This window comes from Streptomyces sp. NPDC014864, from assembly GCF_043081525.1.
In the GTDB taxonomy this organism is placed as follows: domain Bacteria; phylum Actinomycetota; class Actinomycetes; order Streptomycetales; family Streptomycetaceae; genus Streptomyces.
Window position 1 is genome coordinate 106936 of sequence record NZ_JBIBWT010000017.1, and the last position, 20624, is coordinate 127559.

Genomic DNA, 20624 nt, shown 5'->3' on the forward strand with positions numbered 1-20624 from the left:
CGCGCAGGAGTCGGACCCACCTGAGCCGTAATCGCAAGGAGTTCACGCCTGTGATACCGAGATGGCCGGCGCCCCGCTCGCGCCGTACCCCGCACCGGAGAAGAGCCGCGGTCCTCACCGCCGCCTCGCTCGCCGCCGCCCTCGTCCAGCCCGTCGCCGCCCGGGCCGCCACCCCGCCCGCGCCACCGTCGGACGCGCGGCTCGCCGCCGCGCCGGCCCGGCACGACGACACGCGCGAGCAGTTCTACTTCGTCATGCCGGACCGTTTCGCCAACGGTGACACCGCGAACGACCGCGGCGGTCTGACCGGTTCCCGCACGAGCACCGGCTACGACCCCACCGACAAGGGGTTCTACCAGGGCGGCGACCTCAAGGGCCTGACCAAGCGGCTCGACTACATCAAGAACCTCGGCACCACCGCCATCTGGATGGCGCCGATCTTCAAGAACCAGCCCGTGCAGGGCACCGGCAAGGACGCCTCGGCCGGCTACCACGGCTACTGGATCACCGACTTCACCAAGGTCGACCCGCACTTCGGCACCAACGCCGACCTCTCGGCCCTCATCTCCAAGGCGCACGCCAAGGGCATGAAGGTCTTCTTCGACGTCATCACCAACCACACCGCCGACGTCGTGGACTACGAGGGCCAGTCCCACGAGTACCTCTCCAAGGGCGCCTTCCCGTACCTGACCAAGGACGGCCGGCCCTTCGACGACGCCGACTACGCCGACGGGACCAGGCGGTTCCCCGCGGTCGGCACCTCCTCCTTCCCGTACACCCCGGTCGTCCCGGCGGACAGGAAGGACGTCAAGGTCCCGTCCTGGCTCAACGACCCGGCGATGTACCACAACCGCGGCGACTCCACCTACGCCGGGGAGAACGCCACCTACGGCGACTTCTCCGGCCTCGACGACCTGTGGACCGAGCGTCCCGAGGTCGTCAGCGGCATGGAGAAGATCTACCAGCGCTGGGTGAAGGACTTCGGCGTCGACGGCTTCCGCATCGACACCGTCAAGCACGTGAACATGGAGTTCTGGACCCAGTGGGCGACGGCGCTCGACAAGTACGCCGCCGAGCACGGCCGTAGGAACTTCTTCATGTTCGGCGAGGTCTACTCGGCCGACACCTCGGTCACCTCCCCGTACGTCACCCGGGGCCGGCTCGACGCCACCCTCGACTTCCCCTTCCAGGACGCGGCCCGCACCTACGCCTCCCAGGGCGGCAGCGCCGGCAAGCTGGCCGGAGTCTTCGGCGACGACTACAAGTACACGACCGACAAGGCCAACGCCTACGAACAGGTCACCTTCCTCGGCAACCACGACATGGGCCGCATCGGGTACTTCCTCAAGCAGGACAACCCGAAGGCGACCGACGCCGAACTCCTGGCCAAGGACAAGCTCGCCAACGAGCTGATGTTCCTCAGCCGCGGCAACCCGGTCGTCTACTACGGCGACGAACAGGGCTTCACCGGCTCGGGCGGCGACAAGGACGCCCGCCAGACCATGTTCGCCTCCAAGGTCGCCGACTACCTCGACGACGACGAGATCGGCACCGACCGCACCCACGCCAGTGACGCCTACGACACGAAGGCGCCCCTGTACCGGCAGATCGCCCGGCTGGCCCAGCTCCGCAGGGCCAACCCGGCGCTGACGGACGGCGTCCAGACCGAGCGGTACGCGGCGGACGGCGCGGGCGTCTACGCCTTCTCCCGCACCAGCACCGGCGCCGACCGCACCGAGTACCTCGTCGCGTTCAACAACGCCGGCGAGGCGAAGACCGCGACCTTCGCGGCCGGCTCGGCGGACATGGCCTACACGGGGATCTACGGCACCAAGGCCGCCGTGACCTCCGGCGCCGACCGCAAGGTCACCCTCACCGTCCCGGCGGGCTCCGCCGTCGTCCTCAAGGCCGCCGGCCGCCCCCAGGCACCCGCGAGCAAGCCCACCCTCACCCTCACGGCCCCGCCCGCGGGCGCCACCGGCACCGTGGAGCCGAGCGCCGACGTCTCCGGCGGCCGGCTGAACCGGGTGGTCTTCGCCGCGCAGGTCGGCGACGGCCCGTGGCAGGTGCTCGGCTCCGCCGACCACGCCCCCTACAAGGTCACCCAGACCCTCGGCAGGAACATCCCGGCCGGGACCGCCCTGCGCTACAAGGCCGTCGTGATCGACTCGGCCGGCCGCACGGCGAGCGCCATGGCCGCCTCCACCACCGGCACCCCGCCGGCCCCCGAGGTCCCCACGGCGAGCTCCCGCGAGTACGCGGTCGTCCACTACAAGCGCACCGACGGCGACTACGCGAACTGGGGCCTGTACGCCTGGGGCGACCTCGCCGACGGCGAGTCGACCACCTGGCCCGCCAGCCACCCCTTCATCGGCCGCGACGCCTACGGCGCCTTCGCCTACGTCAAGCTGAAGCCCGGCGCCTCCAACGTCGGCTTCCTCGTGATCGACAAGGACGGCAACAAGGACGTCTCCGCCGACCGGTCCATCGACGTCACCAAGACGGGTGAGGTCTGGATCGAGCAGGGCAAGGACACCGTCCAGACCCAGCGCCCCGACTACCCGGCGCAGGACCGGACCAAGGCGGTCATCCACTACCACCGGGCCGACGGGGACTACGACGGCTGGGGACTGCACGTCTGGACCGGCGCCGCGAACCCCACCGACTGGTCGAACCCCCTGAAGCCGGTGAAGACTGACGCCTATGGCGCGGTCTTCGAGGTGCCGCTCAGCGACGGTGCCACCAGCCTCAGCTACATCGTCCACAAGGGCGACCAGAAGGACCTGCCCGCCGACCAGTCCCTCGACCTCAAGGCCAACGGCTACGAGGTGTGGCAGGTGAGCGGCCAGGAGAAGTACCTGCTGCCGCAGCCCACGGGCAGCGCCGCCGCCCTGGACCTCGGCACGTCCAAGGCGATCTGGATCGACCGCGACACGATCGCCTGGAACGGCGTCGAGGGCGCCGCCTCCACCCAGCTGCTCTCCTCCCACGACGGCTCGATCACCGTCAAGGACGGGGCACTGACCAGCGACGACGAGCGCTGGCTGCGGCTGGTGAAGACCAGCCTCACCGACGCCCAGAAGGCGAAGTTCCCGCACCTGAAGAACTACACCGCCTGGTCCATCGACCCGCGCGACCGCGACCGGGTCCGCGCCGCCCTGCGCGGCCAGCTCGTCGCCTCCCAGCGGGCCGCCAACGGCGCGGTGCTCGCCGCGACCGGCGTCCAGCTCGCCGGCGTCCTCGACGACGTGTACGGCGGCGCGGCGGCGAAGGCGAAGCTCGGCCCGGTGTTCCACCACGGACGGCCCACGCTGTCCGTGTGGGCGCCGACCGCCCAGGGCGTCGCCCTGGAGCTCGGCGGCTCCACCGTGCCCATGCGCCGCGACGGCACCACCGGCGTGTGGTCCGTGACGGGCCCCGCGTCCTGGAAGGGCAAGCCCTACCGCTACGTCGTGAAGGTCTGGGCGCCGACCGTGCGCAAGGTGGTCACCAACAAGGTCACCGACCCCTACTCGGTCGCCCTCACCGCGAACTCCGAGCGCAGTCTCGTCGTCGACCTGGACGACCGCGCACTCGCCCCGAGCGGCTGGTCCTCCCTGGCCAAGCCCAAGGCCGTACCGCTGCGCGACGCGCAGATCCAGGAGCTGCACATCCGCGACTTCTCGATCGCGGACAAGACCGTCCCGGCCAAGGACAAGGGCAGCTACCTGGCCTTCACCGACAAGAACAGCGACGGCTCGAAGCACCTGCGGGCGCTGGCCAAGGCCGGCACCTCCTACGTGCACCTGCTGCCGGCCTTCGACATCGCCACCATCCCGGAGCGGAAGGCCGACCAGGCGACCACCGACTGCGACCTCGCCTCCTACCCGGCGGACTCCGACAAGCAGCAGGAGTGCGTGGCGAAGATCGCCGCGAAGGACGCCTACAACTGGGGCTACGACCCGTACCACTACACGGTCCCGGAGGGCTCCTACGCCACCGACCCGGACGGCACGGCGCGTACGGTCCAGTTCCGCCGCATGGTCAAGTCGCTGAACCAGGACGGCCTGCGGGTCGTCATGGACGTGGTCTACAACCACACCGCGGCCGCCGGGCAGGCGGACACCTCCGTGCTCGACCGGATCGTGCCCGGCTACTACCAGCGGCTGCTCGCCGACGGCTCCGTGGCCAACAGCACCTGCTGCGCCAACACCGCGCCCGAGAACGCGATGATGGGCAAGCTGGTGGTCGACTCGATCGTCACCTGGGCCAAGGAGTACAAGGTCGACGGCTTCCGCTTCGACCTCATGGGCCACCACCCGAAGGCCAACATCCTCGCCGTGCGCAGGGCGCTCGACGCGCTGACCCCGGAGAAGGACGGCGTCGACGGCAAGAAGATCATCCTCTACGGCGAGGGCTGGAACTTCGGCGAGGTCGCCGACGACGCCCGCTTCGTGCAGGCCACGCAGAAGAACATGGCCGGCACCGGCATCGCCACCTTCTCCGACCGGGGCCGTGACGCGGTGCGCGGCGGCGGCCCCTTCGACTCCGACCCGGGGATCCAGGGCTTCGCCTCGGGGCTCTACACCGACCCCAACTCCTCCACCGCCAACGGCACCAGGGACGAGCAGAAGGCCCGCCTGCTGCACTACCAGGACCTCATCAAGGTGGGCCTGAGCGGCAACCTGGCCGCGTACCGCTTCACCGACACCGGCGGCAAGGAGGTCACCGGCGCGGAGGTCGACTACAACGGCGCGCCCGCGGGGTACGCGGACGCCCCCGGCGACGCCCTCGCCTACGTCGACGCGCACGACAACGAGTCGCTGTTCGACGCGCTCACCTACAAGCTGCCGAAGGACACCCCGGCGTCGGACCGGTCCCGGATGCAGGTCCTGGCGATGGCCACGGCGGCCCTCTCGCAGGGCCCGGCGCTCTCCCAGGCCGGCACCGACCTGCTGCGCTCCAAGTCCCTGGACCGCAACTCCTTCGACAGCGGCGACTGGTTCAACGCCATCCACTGGAACTGCGCGGACGGCAACGGCTTCGGCCGCGGTCTGCCCATGGCGGCCGACAACCAGTCCAAGTGGCCGTACGCCAAGCCGCTGCTGGGTTCGGTCAAGGTGGGCTGCCCGCAGATCGACGCCGCCTCGGCCGCCTACCGGGACCTGCTCCGGATCCGTACGACGGAGAAGGCGTTCTCCCTCGCCACGGCCACGCAGGTGCAGTCCCGGCTGTCCTTCCCGCTGTCCGGCAAGGACGAGACGCCCGGCGTGATCACCATGCGCCTCGGTGACCTGGTCGTCGTGTTCAACGCGACGCCCACCACGCAGGAGCAGCACGTCGCGTCCCTGGCCGGGACGGGCTACCGCCTGCACCCGGTGCAGGCGTCGGGCGCGGACACCACCGTGAAGTCCGCGGCCTACGCCAAGGGCTCCGGCACCTTCACCGTGCCCGCGCGCACGGTCGCTGTGTTCACCCGGACCGCCTGACGGCAGACCGGCAGGTGAGGGGGCGGACCTTTCGGGACCGCCCCCTTTCCGCTGCCCCGGTTAGGGTGAGCGCGACGCCGTAGAGACACAACGGGAGTTCCCATGCCGCAGATCACCGTCGACTACTCCGGCGGACTCGCCGACGCCTTCGACCGGCCCGGGTTCGCGCGGGCGCTGCACGCCGCCACGGTCGAGATCGCGGCCGCCCGGCCGCCGGCCTGCAAGACGCAGTTCCGCCCCACCGAGGACACCGTGGTCGGCTTCGACCACGAGGGGCACGCCGTCGTGCACGTCGGCATCGGACTGCTGGCCGGGCGTACGGAGGAGACCAAGGCCCGGCTCGCCGAGACCACGCTGGAGCTGCTGCGCCAGTACCTGAAGCCCGCTGCCGGGACGGCGCTGCACGCCTCCGCCGAGGTGCGCGACCTCGAGCCGTCCTACCGGAAGTCCGAGAGCGAGGGCTGAGGCGAGGGCCGGGCCGTCAGGACGCGAGCGCGATCAGCCGGGTGACCAGATCGCCGAACGGGCCGTCGGCCGGCTCGTCCGCGAGCATCCGGCGCACCACCGCGCCCATCTCCTCGTCGTAGGCGGCGCTGACCGCCGCGAGCGCGCCGAAGTCGTGCACCAGCTGCGCCTCCAGCTCGGCCCGCGGGATGCGCCGTCCGTCCAGCCAGATCAGCGCGGTCGACTCGGCCAGTGAGATCCACGAGCGAACGACCAGTTCCAGCCGTGCCGACGGGTCGGTGACGTCCAGATGCGAAAGGATCTGGTCATAGGCGGCCTGGCGCACGGAGTCGATGAGCGCGTTCGTCGTCGACGAGCCGACCGCCGGCCCGCCACGCATCAGGGCCGCGAAACCGGGCCCGTGCTCGTCCACGAAGTCGAAGAACCGGCGCATCACGCGCAGCAGCCGGGCCCCGAGCGGACCCTCGCGCGGTTCCACGAACCGGCCCGCCAGATCCTCCGAGGCGCGCTTCAACGCGGCCTCGTACAGGCTGAGTTTGCCGGGGAAGTAGTGGTAGACGAGCGGACGCGAGATGCCCGCGGCGGCCGCTATCTCGTCGATGGAGACGTCATCGGGCGAGCGGCGGCTGAACAGTTCGAGGGCGACGCCGATCAACTGCTGCCGCCGCTCCTCCACTCCCATTCTGCGGCGAACCCCGGTAGTCATGCGAACACCTTACCGATCGAATCCGGCCTCGAACCGACCGAACCCGAACGCGATGTTCACGTGCCTCCGTCACATGCCGGGGGAGCGGGGGCTTCGTCAGCGCAGGGCGCCCACCGTCCTGCCGTCCTCCAGCGTCCCCCGCAGACCCGCCTGCGTGCCCTGCCGGGTGCGTACGGCGAGCAGGTTGCCCTGCGAGGCCGCGCGGACCCCGCCGGTCGTGCTGATCGACGCGGTGTCCGCGCCGCCCGCCGCGAGCAGGTACCAGGTGCCCGCCGCCGACTTCCACAGCACCCCGGCCAGCACCTGCGGGTCACGGGCGCCGCACGCCGGCACGTCCTCCGCCTTCGCCACGACCGCCCCGTACGCCCCGCCCGGGGTGCGGAACTGGGCCAGCGTCCGGGTCCCGTCGCCGCGCCAGGTCTCGGCACGGGTGCACACCCAGGTGGCCGAGCCGCTCGCGTCGGGCAGCGGCTGCGCGGCGTACTGCCACGCGTTCACCGTGCGCACGCCCTGCGCGCGGACGGCACCCAGGGAGCAGGCGAAGGGCGCCCAGGCGTACCGTCCCGCCGGACCGGACACCTCGTGCGGGGTGCCGGGGCGGCCCGTGGTGAGACGGGCCGGGACCAGCTCGCCGAGGTCGCTCAGCAGATGCGTACCGGAGCCGTCGGTCAGCTGGAGCGCGGGCCAGGAGGTGCAGGCACCCGTCTGCCGGCCGGGCCCGGCCAGCGGGGCGGTGACGCCGTTCGTCAGAGCGAGGGGGGTGGCGGGCACGGCGGGCTTCAGCAGGTCCCGCCCGGCCGCCTTCCTCACCCAGGGCGCGGTCAGGTAGCGGACGTTGCCGTCGGCGCGGCCGAGGACCACCGCGGCGGCCTCCGCGCCGGTGGCGCCGTCGACCCGGGCGAAGTCCAGCGCGGCCCCGGCGGTGGACTCCTTCGGCTCGGCGTAGCGGACGATGCGCAGGCCGTCGTAGAGGATCACCACGCGCGCGGCGTCCACGTCCCCCGCGTACAGCAGCTGCGGGGGTCCGGCGGGGCCGCCCGAGGGGGTGCCGGGAGTGGCCGAGACGCGCACCCCCTCACCGGGGCGGGCCCACACGGCGAGCGCGCGGCGCAGCAGCCCCGTGTCGCCGGAGCGGTCGCCGCGCGCGGGCCACACGGAGAAGTCGGTGCGCGCGGAGGTCCGCCACGCCGTGGGGGCGATCCTGGTCAGCCTGGCCGGGTCGAGGGCCGCCTCCGCGGACGGGTTGCGCGCGTAGGCCGGGGCGGCGGCGCCGTCGGGGCCCCAGCCGTCGCCGGGCAGCGCGACCAGCGCGCCGCACACCGCGAGCGCCGCGGCCGCGGCGAGGGCGGCCCGGGTGTGCTGCCGGCGCCGCACCAGGTCGGTGGGCCGGGCCTGCAGGGAACAGGCGTCGAACTCGGGGGAGTCGAGCAGCGGGTACTGCGCGGGGACCCGTTCGGCCTGGCGCAGTGCACCGGCGGCGTCGGACACACCCGCGGCCGTCAGCAGCTCACGTACCGCCCCGTCCGGCAGCCGCTCCAGCCCGCGCAGCACATAGGCGGCGCGGGCCGGGGCGGACAGGGACGCCAGCCGCTGGTCCAGGGCGAGTTCGTCGGCTCCGCCCGAGCGCGGGAACAGCCGCAGGCCCCACACCTGGGGCAGCAGCGGCGGCAGCTGGGCGCGCTTCGGCCACACCCTCCGCCTCAGCGGCAGCGCCGCCTCCAGCGCCGAACGGACCACCCGCAGGCGGACGAAGGCGTAGCCCGGGTCGGTGTCCCGGGCCGCCGACTGGGCCGGGATCACGGACCCCGAGGACCGGCCGCGCGGCAACGCGCGCTGGGTGAGGGCGTGCGCGGTCAGGACGCGCCGGTTCCGGCCGAGGCCGGGCGGCAGCACCAGATAGGCGAGCCGGACCAGCCGCGGGTAGTGCTCGACGAGCGCGGCCTCGGCCTGCTCGACGTCGACGGCCGGGCCGGAGGAGGCGGACGAGTGACGCGGGGCGACATCCTGTGACTGCACGTTCAGCAGAACGAGCGAATCGTCGGATGGTCACCGCTGTCCACGCTCAGCGAGTGGAGGCGCCGCCCGGCGGGACGGGGTCCACCAGCATCCGGGCGTAGTTCGCCATCGAGCGCTGGTAGCGGGGGAGATGGGGTGCGAGGGCGCCGAGGACGAGGGCCAGGCCCTCGCGGTCGCGTCCGACACCGGACAGGCACAGGGCCAGGCAGGCCCGTACGGCGTCGTCCAACTCGTCCGAGGGGCCGTCCAGTTCGGGGGTGAGCAGCGCGACGCCCTCGTCGGCCCGGCCGATGTTCCGCAGTGAGCTGGCCAGTTGGATCCGGGCCCGCCGGCCCCGGTAGCCGTCGAGCCCGCGCGCCAGCGCCTCCCGGTAGAGCGGCACCGCCCGGTCCGAGTGGCCGGTCGAGTCGAAGGCACAGGCCCGTTCGAACGGGCCGAGGGGACTGTCGTCGGGCAGCTCGGCGACGAGCCCGTCGATCACCGCGCGGAACGCGGCGCCCTCGTCCTCGGTGCAGGCGTCAAGGCCGGCCCAGGCGGCGGCCACACGATCTTCCCAGTCCTGGTTCATCGGCACACTCTCGCACACCCGTTCCTCGGGTGACTCGGGTCGCGGGGGATTTGAGCGCGGTGCGCGCCGCGGCCGTATCGATGGGCGGGCCCCCGCGCCGGGGGCTCTGTGCGGCATGTTCTGCCTGGTGCCGCAGGTGACGGACGCCGGAACCGACCGGAGGAACAGATGAGGGTGACCCGACCGATGCTCGCGGGGGCCGCCGCGGCCGCGGTACTGGTGCTGGCGGGCTGCGGATCCGGAGGCGACGCTGCCGCGAAGGTACCGCCGACGGCGACCGGCAGCCTGGAGAGCCTGGCCGCCGAGGCCAAGTGCAAGCCGGACATGCAGACCGACGCCGACACGATCCGGCAGGCGATCTGCGTCACCTCCGAGGGCAAGTTCGTCCTCGCCACCTTCTCCACCGACCGCGGCCAGCGGGAGTGGATCAACGAGGCCAAGGACTACGGCGGTTACTACCTCGTCGGCCGCAAGTGGGTCGCGGTCGGGGACGACGGCGTGGTCACCGCGCTGCGCGGCACCCTCGGCGGGAACGTGGAGATGGGCACCGACCACGGCGCCCACGGCGGTGCCGGCCACAGCGGCACCGGTCACGGGAGCTGACCGCCGGGCGCACACGCCGAGGGCCGGTGGCGGGAATCCCGCCACCGGCCCTCTTCAGTGGGTCACCGGGTCAGTGCGTCACGCGCACCGCTGACCGTTGTTGATGCAGTTGACGACCTTGTTCATCAGGTTCGGGGACATCACGTTGATGAAGTCGTCGTGGTCGGTGGCCGCCTTGTGGAGCTGCTCCGGGAAGCCGTCCACCGCGTAGGCGTTCTTCACCTGGCCGTTCTGGACCACCGGCTGCGGAACGCTGTAGACCAGGCGCATCGTCAGCTGCGGGATCGCCTTGAAGCCGTTCTGGCAGTTGCCGCCGGCGTCGGCGAAGGCCACGTGCGTACGGTGGTTGGCGCTGTCGACGTTCTGGCCGTCCCAGCAGCTCTGGAAGGCGAAGGTGCGGACCACGTCGCTGCCCTGCGGGCAGATCGGGTACTGCGTCGTGAGCTGCACCTTGTTCTCGAAGCCGGTGCAGCTCCAGTGCGCGTTGGCGTTCGCCAGGCCGTTGGTGGTGGTCTTGGCGTCACCGGTGATGATGCGCAGGAACTGCGGCATCGCCACGACCTTGCTCGTCGGGCTGCCGACGAACTTGATCTGCGCCTGCCTGGCCACCAGGATCTTGCCGACGTTGCCTTCCTTGCCGCCGCCGTCGTTGTTCTGGTCGAAGTCCTGCGTGCCGTCCTGCACCCGCAGCACCGGCCAGTAGTACGACGACTTGTCCTGCTGGTTCTGGCAGCTCGTCTGGGCCGCCGCGAACTTGTTGTTGTCGGCGAAGGCGTCGTTCGACTGGTTGCCGACGTAGTCGTGCAGGTGGTGCGCGCCGTTCTTCACGCCGGGCGCCACGATCACGTTGTCGGTGTTGTGGTTCTTGTTGGCGTTCACCCCGCAGCGGGTGATGAAGACGCCGTTCGAGGCGTTGCCGGTCTTCTGCGGCTTCGCCTGGACGTTCGGCTGGACCTTCGTGATGTCGACGAAGTCGGCGGCGTTGGGGCCGTTGCCGGCCTGACCGCCGTTGCCCTGCTGCTGGCCACCCTGCTGCTGGCCGCCTTGTTGTTGGCCACCCTGCTGCTGGTCGCCCTGCTGCTGGCCACCCTGCTGCTGGCCACCCTGCTGCTGGTCGCCCTGTTGTTGACCGCCCTGCTGCTGGTCGCCCTGCTGCTGGCCGCCCGTGGTCTGGTTCGCCGGCGTGCCCGTGCACCCCGCGAGGGTGTCCAGGCTGTCGGGCGCGCTGCCGCCGACCCGGTTGATCTCCAGCTGGATCCGGTCGATGATCGCCTGCCGGCGGTCCTTCAGCGGCTGCAGAATGGAGTTCTGGACGAAACTCGCGTCCCTCGTCTGCGCGTCCCGCGTGGTCGCCAGACGCTGGTAGGCGTCGGTGATCTGGCGGTCCAAGGTGGCCAGCTCGCCGTCGACCTCGGTACGGGCCCGGTTCGGCACGTCGGTCAGCTTCTGGCCGACGTCCGGGCACGAGATCGTCGCGACCTGCGCGGAGGCGGCTTTCGTCTGGCTCTGCCACCCGCCGTTGTTCGACTCGTGAGCAGATGCGTAGAAGTTCGCCCAGATCAGCCCGCCCCCACCGAGCGCTAGGGCCGCCGATGCGGCAATGGCCTTGGTGGCCAGCGGCGTACGGCGTTTTCGTGTGTTGCGTCCCATGGAACTCCTCTGACTTCCTTGCGGGGCAGCATCGAGGCGCCCGACAGGAGTGAAGCGGCTCCCTTCCATACGGGCGGCGTCCCCGTGGTGTTCAGCCGTCGCGGGAATTCCTCGGGGAATCGATGAACTCGTCACCCTCAACTGCCGCTCGTGCACCAGCAGTTGCCGTGGTCTCACCGGACGTGCCCAGCACCTTCGCCTCCACCTCCGGGTCCAGTCCGACCGGGGGCCGGTCCGGGCGGTGCGGGGCGGTGCCGCCGATGGCGCGCAGCCAGTGCCAGGTGTCGGTCACGGTCTCGGTGACGGGGCGGCAGCGCAGGCCCGTCGCGACCGCCCGCGAGACATCGGCGCCGTGCAGCGCGTCGTGGCCTTCGCTGTCCGGCGGCACCCACACCGGCAGCTGGGTCCACGGCTCGATGCCCGCGCCGAGGACGGTCTCCGGGGCGGTCCAGCGCAGCTCGGCGTCCGCGCCGGTGGCGGCCACGCACGCGTCCAGCAGGGTGCCCATGGTGGCGTGCCCCTGCGGGCTCATCAGGTTGTACGGCCCGCTCAGCTCCCGCTCCACCGCGCCGAGGATCCAGTCGGCGAGGTCGCGGACGTCGACGTACTGCAGTGGCAGTCCGCGCGGCCCGGGCGCCAGCACGGGACCGCCCCGGGCGATCCGGTTCAGCCACCAGGGCAGGCGGCCGATGTTCTCGTACGGCCCCAGGATCAGCCCGCAGCGCACCAGCAGGGAGCGGTCCGCGCCGAAGGCCTCCACCGCCGCCAGCTCGCCGCCCCGCTTGTCCCGCGCGTAGTCGGTCTGCTCCGCATCGGGGTCCGCGCCCTCGACGAGGGCGGCCTCCTCGGTGTACCCGGCCGGCGGGGCCCAGGTGTACACCGAGCAGCTCGACACGTACACGTAACGCCGGGCGCGTCCGCGCAGCAGCCGCGCCGTGTCCCGGACGGCGCGGGGCGCGGCCGACCAGGTGTCGACGACCGCGTCCCACTCGCCCCCGGCCAGGGCGTCGAGCCCGCCGGGCGCGGTGCGGTCCCCGACCAGCGACCGCGCGCCGGGAACGGGCGCGTGCCGCCCCCGGTTCAGGACCGTGATGTCCCAGCCGCGCCCGGCCGCCGCCTCGACCACGGCCCGTCCCGCGAACTCCGTACCACCCAGCACCAGAAGTCTCATGCCGGTGACTCTGCCCGCCCCGGCCGGGGGACGGAACGGGAATCTGCCGTCAGCAGACGGCCGCCGCGCGGTCGCGAGGGGGCCTTACGGACGGGTCCCGGGCGGGCTCCGGCCGGGTGTCGGTGGGTTCAGACCCGGGGGGCCTTCAGGCCGGGAGGAGGCCTTCCGTCGGCCTCCGCGAGGGTCAACCCGCCTTCGGCGGGGCGTACTTGTAGCCGACGCGGCGAACCGTCCGGATCGTCCCGCGGTGCTCCGCGCCCAGCTTGCGGCGCAGCCGGGCGATGTGGACGTCGACGGTGCGGCCGTCGCCCACATGGCCGTAGCCCCAGACCGTGGTCACCAGCTGGTCGCGGGTGTGCACCCGGTGGGGATGGGCGACGAGGTGGGCGAGCAGCTCGAACTCCAGGTAGGTCAGGTCGAGTTCGCGGCCGTCCACCGCGGCGGTGCGCCGCACGGGGTCGATGCGGACGAGCGGGTCACCCTCCCCGGGAGGGGCAGCGGACCCGGCGGTCTCCTCCTGGCCGGGCACCGCAGCCGGAGGGAACGGCGGCCGCTGGTCGGCGGGGACGAGCACCAGGTAGCCGACCATCGGCGGCCGGCCCGGCAGGACGGGCACGGTGTGCTGCGGAGCGGGCAGCCAGGTGGCGCCCGGCGGCAGCAACTCCGCGACGTCCACGACCTCGTCCCGGTCGACGGCGTGCAGCCCGTGACGCGGGGTGTGGGGGGATGCGGCGGGGGCGGGGAGAGGGGCGGGGGAGACGGAACGAGTGGTCGTCATGAGAGGTCAGCTCTTTCGCGCGAGAGGTGCGTCGGGAGAGGCGACGGCCGCGAGTTCGTGATCGGGCGTGCCGGGGGACGTACGTCGTTCCGCGCTGGCCGAGGGCCGGGATGTACGGCTTCAGAGGGCCCGCGCGGTCGTCGCGCGGCAACACACCCGGTCGAAGTCGTGGTGCTGACGGGAGGGCCAGAAGGGCTCGAGGTCATGGCGACCCGTCGCGGTGCACTTCTGCATGCTGGCCATGCCCCCATTGAAGCAGACACCGCGCCCCGGTCGGACCCTCCTTCCACGGGTTGGGCGCTCCCCGGCCGCCGGGCCGCCGCCGGGCCGCTCCCGGCGAGCGGCGCGGCAAGGGCGCCCACCTCGTCGGTGGACGCCCCTCGGGAACCGTGCGGCGGCGGTCAGACCCGGCCGGCCTTCTCCAGCGCGGCGCAGCAGGTGTCGACGAGCAGCCGGGTCACCACGTACGGGTCGACGTTGGCGTTCGGGCGGCGGTCCTCGATGTAGCCCTTGCCGTCCTTCTCGACCTGCCAGGGGATGCGGACCGAGGCGCCGCGGTCGGAGACACCGTAGGAGTACTCGTCCCACGGCGCGGTCTCGTGCAGGCCCGTCAGGCGGTCGTCGATGCCGGCGCCGTAGTTCTTGACGTGGTCCAGCGGCTTGGAGCCCTCGCCGAGCGACTCGCACGCGGTGATGATCGCGGCGTAGCCCTCGGGCCCTTCGCGCATCGCCTTGGTGGAGAAGTTGGTGTGCGCGCCGGCGCCGTTCCAGTCGCCCTTGACCGGCTTGGGGTCGAGGGTGGCGGAGACGCCGAAGTCCTCGGCGGCGCGGTAGAGCAGCCAGCGGGCCACCCACAGCTGGTCGGCGACCTCCAGCGGGGACAGCGGGCCGACCTGGAACTCCCACTGGCCGGGCATGACCTCGGCGTTGATGCCGGAGATGCCCAGACCCGCCTTCAGGCAGCTGTCCAGGTGGGCCTCGACGATCTCGCGGCCGAAGATCTCGTCGGCGCCGACTCCGCAGTAGTAGCCGCCCTGCGGGGCCGGGAAACCGCCCTCGGGGAAGCCCAGCGGACGGGAGCCGTCGAAGAAGGTGTACTCCTGCTCGATGCCGAAGACCGGCTCCTGCGCGGCGAAGCGCTCCGCGACCTCGGCCAGCGCGGCGCGCGTGTTGGAGGAGTGCGGGGCGAAGTCGATGTCCAGGACCTCGCACAGGACGAGGATGTCGGCACCGCCGCGGATCGGGTCCGGGCAGGAGAAGACCGGCTTCAGCACACGGTCCGAGGAGTGCCCCTCGGCCTGGTTGGTGGAGGACCCGTCGAAGCCCCAGACCGGAAGCTCGGCACCCTTGGCGTCGTCGCCCAGGATCTTCGTCTTGGAACGGAGCTTGGCCGTCGGCTCGGTGCCGTCGATCCAGATGTACTCAGCCTTGAAGCTCACGGGCCACATCCTTCGGGTGTCACTGGGCGCGGGCGCTGCGGCGCTGCGGCACCGGGGGCGCCGCGGTTGTCGCCGGGCAGCCTGTCAACGGGCGATTTCTCGCCCATTGCCCGGCTGTGAAGCCCGCGTTACCCGGTCGTGCCGTGACGCGGGGCGCGGTGTGAGGGCATGCGGAGGCCGGCCGGGGGGCGGGCGAGGTGTGCCGCTGGGGCGGCCGGAGGCCGGCTCGCGGGCGGGAGGCGCGTCAGTCCTCGTCGGCCGCCGCTTCGCGTACTCCGGTCAGGAAGCCCCGGATCGCGGCCAGTTCCCGCTCGTCGTAGCCCCGCAGGAGCTCGGTCGTCCGGTCGATCAGCGGCCCGAAGAAGGACCGGCCGAGCACGACCGCCCGCTCGTCCACCTCGACCACCACCCTGCGTCGGTCGCCCGCGCCGCGCACCCGCCGCACATGACCGGCCCGCTCCATGCGGTCCAGCAGCGCGGTCGTGCCCGCCGAGTTGAGGCCGAGCGCAGCACCGAGCCGCCCGGCCGTCGTCTCCTCACCGGACCGGCGGTCGTCCATCAAGGCGATCAGCGCGCGCACGTCGGTGGGGTGCATACCGTTGCGCTGCGCGAACCGGGCACTGTGCAGGCCGAGTTGCACCGTCGTCGCCCGCAGCAGATGAACGATCTCCATCTCGGGGCCGTCTGCCCGCATCCCCGTCTCCCTCCGGCCGTCATCTCGCTCACCGAGCATCTCGCTGGACGAGGCAATAGGCCAGGATGCCAGGCGCGGCCGGACCGGGTACGCCGTCTGTTCCTCCTCGATCCGACCCAGTGCTTCGCCGGATTCAGGACGGCGTACCTGCTGCACGCGCTGCCCATGCTGCTGCGGCCCTCGCCGCGCCGCGTCCGCGCCTTCCTGGAGCGGGAGACCGGGGGAGCGGCGCTCGACCCCGACTGGGTCCGGCTCCAGGAGGCGGCCGCCGGCTTCCCCTCCGTAATGAAGCCGGTGACCGGTCCGCGCCCGGAGCCGGACGCTCTGCGGGGTCCGGAGGTGCCGGTCCTGCTGCTCCTGGCCGGGAACAGCAGGACCCATGACACCTCCCGGGTGGCGGTCGCGGCGGGCGCGGTGCTGCCGCGGGCCGAGACCGTCGTACTGCCGGACGTCTCGCTCCCCCACGCTCTCGACTTCGCTCGAGCAGGGGGACCCCCATCGCGCTGCGGCAGGCCGCGCCCGCCGGGCTGGGGCGACGCCTCAGCGGTTTCCTGTCGGGCTGAGCGTCACCCCACCTTCTCGATCACGGCGCGCCGGATCAGGAACTTGCCGGGTTCCCGGACCTGTTCGAAGGCCGCGTTGTTGAGCAGGACGCAGCTGCCGGAGACCGACGTGACCTTCACCGTGGTGGACTTGTTGTTGTCCAGGTTGGTGACCTTCAGCGTCGTACCCGCCGGGAACTGGCTACTGGACGCCGCCGGGGCACCGCCTTCCCCGGAGAGCGTGACCGTGGAACCCTTGCAGACCTGCTGGCCGGAGGCCGCAGCGCCACCGCCACCGTTTCCCGCGGGAGCGGTCTGCGAGGGCTGCGCGGTCTGCTGCGCCCCACCGTCCTGCTGACCTGCCTGCTGGCCGTTCTGCTGCCCGGCCTGCTGGCCGCCCTGCTGCCCGGCCTGCTGGCCGCCCTGCTGTCCCGCCTGCTGGCCGTTCTGCGACCCCTGGGAGCCCTGAGCCGACTCCCCAACGGTGCAGCCCGCCGCCTTCTGCTGGACCTTGATCTGCTCGATGACCGCCTCGCGGTTGGCGATCCGGGCCGCCGACTGCGCGTCCGGCTTGGCCTTCTGACCGTCGATGAACTTCTGGTTGTTGCCGAGGGCGGTGGCGAGGCCCTGGCAGACGGTCGAGTCCGGGGCGGACAGCGTCCGGGGGGACTGCGGCTGGGCGGCGTTCGAGGTGGCCGCCATGGCGAAGGCCCCGCCGCCCGCCACCGCCGCGGCGCTCACGAGCAGCGCGACCTTCTTCTTGGTGCCGAGTTTTCTCCTGCGCGACATGCGCGCCTCCTGAAGAGGTAGGGGAGCGTACGCCGATATGTACGAGATACCGAACGTCGTTACTCAGCGGTTACCGGATTCGCCGACGTAACCTGCGTCACAGCATCCGCCTCGACGGAGCTCTCCCTCGCTCTCTGCTCACTCCCGCGCGAGAGCGTCCCGGACCGCCTCGTCGCTGCGGGCCACCACGGCCGTGCCGTCGTCGGCGGTGATGATCGGACGCTGGATCAGCTTCGGGTGCTCGGCGAGCGCCCGCACCCACCGGTCGCGCGCGCTCGCGTCCCGCGGCCAGTCCTTCAGGCCGAGCTCCTTCGCGGCGGCCTCCTGGGTGCGGGTGATGTCCCACGGTTCGAGCCCGAGCCGGGTGAGCACCTCCCGGATCTCGTCCTCGGTCGGTACGTCCTCCAGGTAGCGGCGCACGGTGTACTCGGCACCCTCGGCGTCGAGCAGGCCGATCGCGCTGCGGCACTTCGAACAGGCGGGGTTGATCCAGATCTCCATGCCGCACACGGTACGTCAGAACCCGTCTTCCACTGGTGTCACGGCAGCCCCGAAAGCCCTTGTGGCCAGGGGCTTTTGTCAGTGGTGGACGGTAGAATAGAAGCAGTGTTCGAGGGTGGCCGCCGGGGGGCCCGGCCGGCGCCCCGACCGCGACAGGAGGATGCCTGTGCCCGCTGCCGCACTGAAGCCGAAGCCGCTGCCGACCCAGTCCACCGCGAAGCGCCCCGTCCCACTCGACTCGCCCTACGCCCCCGTGCCGAAGCGTCCGCTGCCACCGGGACGGCCCCGCGAGTGGTACGTGACGCACAACCGCCGCCTGAAGGCGATGCGCCTCGCCATCGCCCTGCTCGACACGGGCGTCTACCTCCCGGCCCAGGCCCCCGACGAGACGATCCGCACGACCGCCGAACTCCTCGGCATACACCCCCCGTCCGCCACCACCTGCCACATGGTCCGAGCCTTCCTCCGCTACCACCGCTGAACTCCCGCCGCCCCGGGCGCCGCCCACCCGGCCGGCGCCCGGGGTTGTTCGACCGTCAGGGGATTCCCTCCGCGCCGCGATCGCTCGGGATCTCCCGCTCTTCCGGGGGAATTTGAGGTTCTCCTGATCTTTCCCGTGATCCCTTGCGTCGAGGGCGCGCCGAACTGTAGGAATGTCGCGAACACGACATCCCGCAACCCGGTGTGCAGTCCGGAGCGCCGCGGGAGCGTGCTGCGGTTCCGCTGACCACGGAACCGGCTGAGGGATCTGATGAAACGGGGCAGAGATGAACCGCGCCGCGCTGCGCACCGCAATTCCTTTCACGGCCGCCACGACCCTGTTGCTGGCGGCAGCTCATGTGGGTGCCGCCGCCGCAGATGACGAACCGGTGCCGGCTGACGGCGCTCACCTTGTTCTGGACGGTGGACGAACGGTCGGGCTCGACGACGAGATCGAGTTCTCTTTCGTGGGTGACAAGTCCAATGTCAAGGCGCCTCAGGCAAGTTCAGCCTGCCCGGAGGTGAACGATCCGCCCACCTACAAGGTCAAGGGCACGCCGTACTTCCTTCCGGATCGCAGGAAGCCTCAGTCGACCTGGCTCCTGCCGCGTCAGACGGTCTCCTGGACGGTGACGGGAAGTCACACCTTCACCTGGGACATCGGGGCCGGATATGAGGCAGAGGCGAGCATCATCGTCGAGAAGGCCAAGGTGAAGGTCGACACGAAGATCAGTAATTCCTGGACCTGGACCGGGACGCAGACGGTCACCGACACGAACACGACCTCAAAGGGATATCGAGCCGTCCTCGGACAGGTCGGCTGGAAGCTCACCGCCGTCAAGACATGGATAGCGGCGCCGTGCAATGTCAAGACGAAGACCATCGTGGTGAAGGCTCCGCGCAAGGGAGACATGTCGATCGGGCGACAGAACTCGTGAGGCGCGTCGACGGAACGAGGATGTCCGCCTCGCTGTTCCTGCTGGCCGCGGTGATGTTCATCGGGGCGTGCGGGCCGGGCGGTTCCGCGCGGGGGCCGGCCTCCCATTCCGGTGCGAGCAGGTCGGCTTCGGCGCAGGCGTCGGAGGCGGGGCAAGCGGAGAAGGCGGTCCTCGAGCAGAGCTTTCCCGGCAGGGAGTCCCTCGGGGACGGCTTCGGAAAGCTGCGCCAGGAGATCGGCAACACGCTCGCCGCGACGCCGAAAGGCGTACTGAGCGTGACCTTCGCGTTCGTGTGCACCGGTGGCGCCAAGGTCTCCTTCACCTTCGAGGCCGGCGGCAAGGAAGTCCGATCGGCCGCCCCAGCACCCACCTGCGACAAGTCGGTCTTTCAGCGGAGTCTCACCGTGTCCAGGGGCGGACCCGTCGGCTTCTCGGCCGACGTCACCGGCTCGGACGGCGGAGGCTTCGCCTACTCCTACTACGTGGAGAAGAAGCAACTGCCCTAGGCCGTTCCCGTTCCGGGCCGAACAGCCTTCAGCCGGAGGCCAGTTCCTTCTCCAAAGGGGTTCGGAAGCGAGGGGTCACTCTGGTGGGGGCCAGCCAGGAGTGCAGGCGGTGCGCTTCTGTCCGGATGGCCGCCTCGGCCTCGCGGGTCCCAGCCCGCGGGTCGAGGACCCGCCAGGTGATCTCCCCGTCGGGACGCTGCGCCCAGGCGCCGACGACACGGCCGTTCCACCACACCGTGGGGCCGACGTTGCCGCTGCGGTCGAACAGGGCGGGGCGCAGTTCCGGTGAGAGGTACCAGTCCCGCTGCTGCCAGCCCATCGCCGTCGGGTCCAGCCCCGGCAGCAGCGCCGCCCACGGCTCCGAGGGCTCGCCGACCGGATCGACGTCGCCGTCGACCACGTACGCCGTGCCCTCGTCCACCGTCACCTCCTGCGCGTTCACCGCCCGCAGGGCTCTGCGGACCTCGGTCACCCGCCACCCCGTCCACCACTTCAGGTCCGCCTCGGTCGCCGGGCCGCAGGCCGTCAGCCAGCGGCGCAGCAGCTCCGCCTGCGCCTCGGCGGTGTCCAGTCCGGGGTGCTCGGGCGCCACGGCCCAGCGGAACTGGCTGGAGGTCCATGAGCCGAGCGGCCGGCCCCGCACCACCTTCCCCTCCACCCCCAGCACGCGCAGCAGCCGCGTCGAGACGGTGTGCACGCCCTCGTAGCTCTTCCCTGCCGCGTACACGAACCGCTCCCGCAGCCGGGGCTCGTCGCGCGCGAGTTCGGCGGCCGTGGCCTGGCCGCGGCGGGCCAGCGCGGCCAGCGCCGACCGCTCGACCTCCGCCAGCCAGGCCGCGTCCGGAGCCCCGGCCCTCGCCATGTCCTTGATCAGAGAGGCGCGTTCGCGGGCCGCCACCGCCAGCCCCGTGGACGCGTGCACCACGGTGGTCAGGCCGGTGGGGAGGACGAACACGGTGTGCCGCATCCCGTGCATGCGCACCAGCGTGCGGTCCCCGTACAGCGCCCGTTCGGTCTCCGGCACCGTCTTCACCGGGTCCGCCAGCCGGGCCCCCACCCCCAGGAACACCGTCGCCGGATCCGTGCCGTGCAGCGCCACCAGGGCGTCCGCCACCTCCTCCGGCGCCGCCGCCCGCGCCCCGGTGGCCAACCGGTGCCGCAGCGCCAGCCGCGCCCGCCGCTCCGCCACGCCGATGTACCGGGGCCCCGCGCCCACGCCGCCCGTGCCGCCCATTCCGACCTCCACCCGTCCGCTTCCGCTCCGGCCCTTCCGACGTATCGTCGCGGACGGCACTGACAACGGTCCCGCG

The 20624-nt window shown here is 71.9% G+C and carries 18 protein-coding genes; 6 read left to right on the forward strand and 12 right to left on the reverse strand.

The window, feature by feature from the left end:
- The first annotated feature begins 50 nt into the window (after positions 1-50).
- Positions 51-5468 (forward strand): pullulanase-type alpha-1,6-glucosidase, encoded by a 5418-nt coding sequence (gene pulA, locus ACF1A5_RS26945; RefSeq protein WP_392195462.1) that lies wholly within the window; start codon positions 51-53, stop codon positions 5466-5468.
- A 102-nt stretch (positions 5469-5570) separates the two neighbouring features.
- A complete protein-coding gene (locus tag ACF1A5_RS26950; protein ID WP_392195463.1) occupies positions 5571-5933 on the forward strand; it encodes a 5-carboxymethyl-2-hydroxymuconate Delta-isomerase in 363 nt (120 codons plus the stop codon).
- Positions 5934-5949: 16 nt separating this feature from the next.
- Here the strand turns inward: ACF1A5_RS26950 and ACF1A5_RS26955 are convergent, their stop codons facing one another.
- From ACF1A5_RS26955 to ACF1A5_RS26965, 3 genes are all read right to left on the reverse strand, one after another.
- Positions 5950-6639, reverse strand: a complete 690-nt coding sequence (locus tag ACF1A5_RS26955; RefSeq protein ID WP_392195464.1) for a TetR/AcrR family transcriptional regulator — start codon at positions 6637-6639, stop codon at positions 5950-5952.
- A 96-nt stretch (positions 6640-6735) separates the two neighbouring features.
- A complete protein-coding gene (locus ACF1A5_RS26960; RefSeq protein WP_392195465.1) occupies positions 6736-8655 on the reverse strand; it encodes a hypothetical protein in 1920 nt (639 codons plus the stop codon).
- 46 nt (positions 8656-8701) lie between these two features.
- A complete protein-coding gene (locus ACF1A5_RS26965) occupies positions 8702-9223 on the reverse strand; it encodes a tetratricopeptide repeat protein (protein ID WP_392195466.1) in 522 nt (173 codons plus the stop codon).
- A 168-nt stretch (positions 9224-9391) separates the two neighbouring features.
- On the opposite strand from ACF1A5_RS26965, the gene ACF1A5_RS26970 reads away from it, so the two are divergent.
- A complete protein-coding gene (locus ACF1A5_RS26970) occupies positions 9392-9826 on the forward strand; it encodes a hypothetical protein (RefSeq protein ID WP_392195467.1) in 435 nt (144 codons plus the stop codon).
- Positions 9827-9904: 78 nt separating this feature from the next.
- On the opposite strand, the gene ACF1A5_RS26975 is transcribed toward ACF1A5_RS26970, so the two are convergent.
- The 8 genes from ACF1A5_RS26975 to ACF1A5_RS27010 form a co-directional block, all read right to left on the reverse strand.
- Positions 9905-11476 carry a DUF1996 domain-containing protein gene (locus ACF1A5_RS26975; protein WP_392195468.1) on the reverse strand — a complete coding sequence of 524 codons (1572 nt, stop codon included), beginning with the start codon at positions 11474-11476 and terminating at the stop codon, positions 9905-9907.
- A 91-nt stretch (positions 11477-11567) separates the two neighbouring features.
- Entirely contained in the window at positions 11568-12647 is a 1080-nt protein-coding gene (locus ACF1A5_RS26980; RefSeq protein WP_392195469.1) for an NAD-dependent epimerase/dehydratase family protein, read from the reverse strand.
- A 184-nt stretch (positions 12648-12831) separates the two neighbouring features.
- Complete coding sequence (locus ACF1A5_RS26985; RefSeq protein ID WP_392195470.1) at positions 12832-13425, reverse strand: winged helix-turn-helix domain-containing protein; 594 nt, start codon at positions 13423-13425, stop codon at positions 12832-12834.
- Between the two features lie 120 nt (positions 13426-13545).
- A complete protein-coding gene (locus ACF1A5_RS26990) occupies positions 13546-13668 on the reverse strand; it encodes a hypothetical protein (RefSeq protein ID WP_392195471.1) in 123 nt (40 codons plus the stop codon).
- Positions 13669-13826: 158 nt separating this feature from the next.
- Positions 13827-14864, reverse strand: coding sequence for a glutamine synthetase (gene glnII, locus ACF1A5_RS26995; RefSeq protein ID WP_392195472.1), 1038 nt, complete (start codon positions 14862-14864; stop codon positions 13827-13829).
- A gap of 244 nt (positions 14865-15108) precedes the next feature.
- Positions 15109-15558 (reverse strand): MarR family winged helix-turn-helix transcriptional regulator, encoded by a 450-nt coding sequence (locus ACF1A5_RS27000; RefSeq protein WP_392195473.1) that lies wholly within the window; start codon positions 15556-15558, stop codon positions 15109-15111.
- 566 nt (positions 15559-16124) lie between these two features.
- Positions 16125-16889 (reverse strand): hypothetical protein, encoded by a 765-nt coding sequence (locus tag ACF1A5_RS27005; RefSeq protein WP_392195474.1) that lies wholly within the window; start codon positions 16887-16889, stop codon positions 16125-16127.
- Positions 16890-17027: 138 nt separating this feature from the next.
- Positions 17028-17390, reverse strand: a complete 363-nt coding sequence (locus ACF1A5_RS27010) for an arsenate reductase family protein (protein WP_392195475.1) — start codon at positions 17388-17390, stop codon at positions 17028-17030.
- Between the two features lie 166 nt (positions 17391-17556).
- On the opposite strand from ACF1A5_RS27010, the gene ACF1A5_RS27015 reads away from it, so the two are divergent.
- From ACF1A5_RS27015 to ACF1A5_RS27025, 3 genes are all read left to right on the forward strand, one after another.
- Positions 17557-17871 (forward strand): hypothetical protein, encoded by a 315-nt coding sequence (locus ACF1A5_RS27015; RefSeq protein ID WP_392195476.1) that lies wholly within the window; start codon positions 17557-17559, stop codon positions 17869-17871.
- Positions 17872-18157: 286 nt separating this feature from the next.
- Positions 18158-18808 (forward strand): hypothetical protein, encoded by a 651-nt coding sequence (locus ACF1A5_RS27020; RefSeq protein ID WP_392195477.1) that lies wholly within the window; start codon positions 18158-18160, stop codon positions 18806-18808.
- Positions 18809-18828: 20 nt separating this feature from the next.
- Positions 18829-19314: a hypothetical protein gene (locus tag ACF1A5_RS27025; protein WP_392195478.1), complete on the forward strand. Its 486-nt coding sequence runs from the start codon at positions 18829-18831 to the stop codon at positions 19312-19314.
- A 28-nt stretch (positions 19315-19342) separates the two neighbouring features.
- Here the strand turns inward: ACF1A5_RS27025 and ACF1A5_RS27030 are convergent, their stop codons facing one another.
- The gene (locus tag ACF1A5_RS27030) at positions 19343-20548 is read right to left on the reverse strand and encodes a winged helix DNA-binding domain-containing protein (protein WP_392195479.1); all 1206 of its coding nucleotides are present in this window, start codon (positions 20546-20548) and stop codon (positions 19343-19345) included.
- Between the last annotated feature and the right edge of the window lie 76 nt (positions 20549-20624).

Bases quoted from the DNA above. Each gene is read 5' to 3' on its own strand.
- ACF1A5_RS27025 (WP_392195478.1), top strand. From the start codon at position 18,829: ATGTCCGCCTCGCTGTTCCTGCTGGCCGCGGTGATGTTCATCGGGGCG.
- ACF1A5_RS26975 (WP_392195468.1), bottom strand. From the start codon at position 11,476: ATGGGACGCAACACACGAAAACGCCGTACGCCGCTGGCCACCAAGGCC.
- ACF1A5_RS27000 (WP_392195473.1), bottom strand. From the start codon at position 15,558: ATGCGGGCAGACGGCCCCGAGATGGAGATCGTTCATCTGCTGCGGGCG.
- ACF1A5_RS27020 (WP_392195477.1), top strand. From the start codon at position 18,158: ATGAACCGCGCCGCGCTGCGCACCGCAATTCCTTTCACGGCCGCCACG.
- ACF1A5_RS27030 (WP_392195479.1), bottom strand. From the start codon at position 20,548: ATGGGCGGCACGGGCGGCGTGGGCGCGGGGCCCCGGTACATCGGCGTG.
- ACF1A5_RS26980 (WP_392195469.1), bottom strand. From the start codon at position 12,647: ATGAGACTTCTGGTGCTGGGTGGTACGGAGTTCGCGGGACGGGCCGTG.
- ACF1A5_RS26965 (WP_392195466.1), bottom strand. From the start codon at position 9,223: ATGAACCAGGACTGGGAAGATCGTGTGGCCGCCGCCTGGGCCGGCCTT.
- ACF1A5_RS27005 (WP_392195474.1), bottom strand. From the start codon at position 16,889: ATGTCGCGCAGGAGAAAACTCGGCACCAAGAAGAAGGTCGCGCTGCTC.
- ACF1A5_RS26990 (WP_392195471.1), bottom strand. From the start codon at position 13,668: ATGGCCAGCATGCAGAAGTGCACCGCGACGGGTCGCCATGACCTCGAG.
- ACF1A5_RS27010 (WP_392195475.1), bottom strand. From the start codon at position 17,390: ATGGAGATCTGGATCAACCCCGCCTGTTCGAAGTGCCGCAGCGCGATC.
- ACF1A5_RS26955 (WP_392195464.1), bottom strand. From the start codon at position 6,639: ATGACTACCGGGGTTCGCCGCAGAATGGGAGTGGAGGAGCGGCGGCAG.
- ACF1A5_RS26985 (WP_392195470.1), bottom strand. From the start codon at position 13,425: ATGACGACCACTCGTTCCGTCTCCCCCGCCCCTCTCCCCGCCCCCGCC.
- ACF1A5_RS26970 (WP_392195467.1), top strand. From the start codon at position 9,392: ATGAGGGTGACCCGACCGATGCTCGCGGGGGCCGCCGCGGCCGCGGTA.
- ACF1A5_RS26950 (WP_392195463.1), top strand. From the start codon at position 5,571: ATGCCGCAGATCACCGTCGACTACTCCGGCGGACTCGCCGACGCCTTC.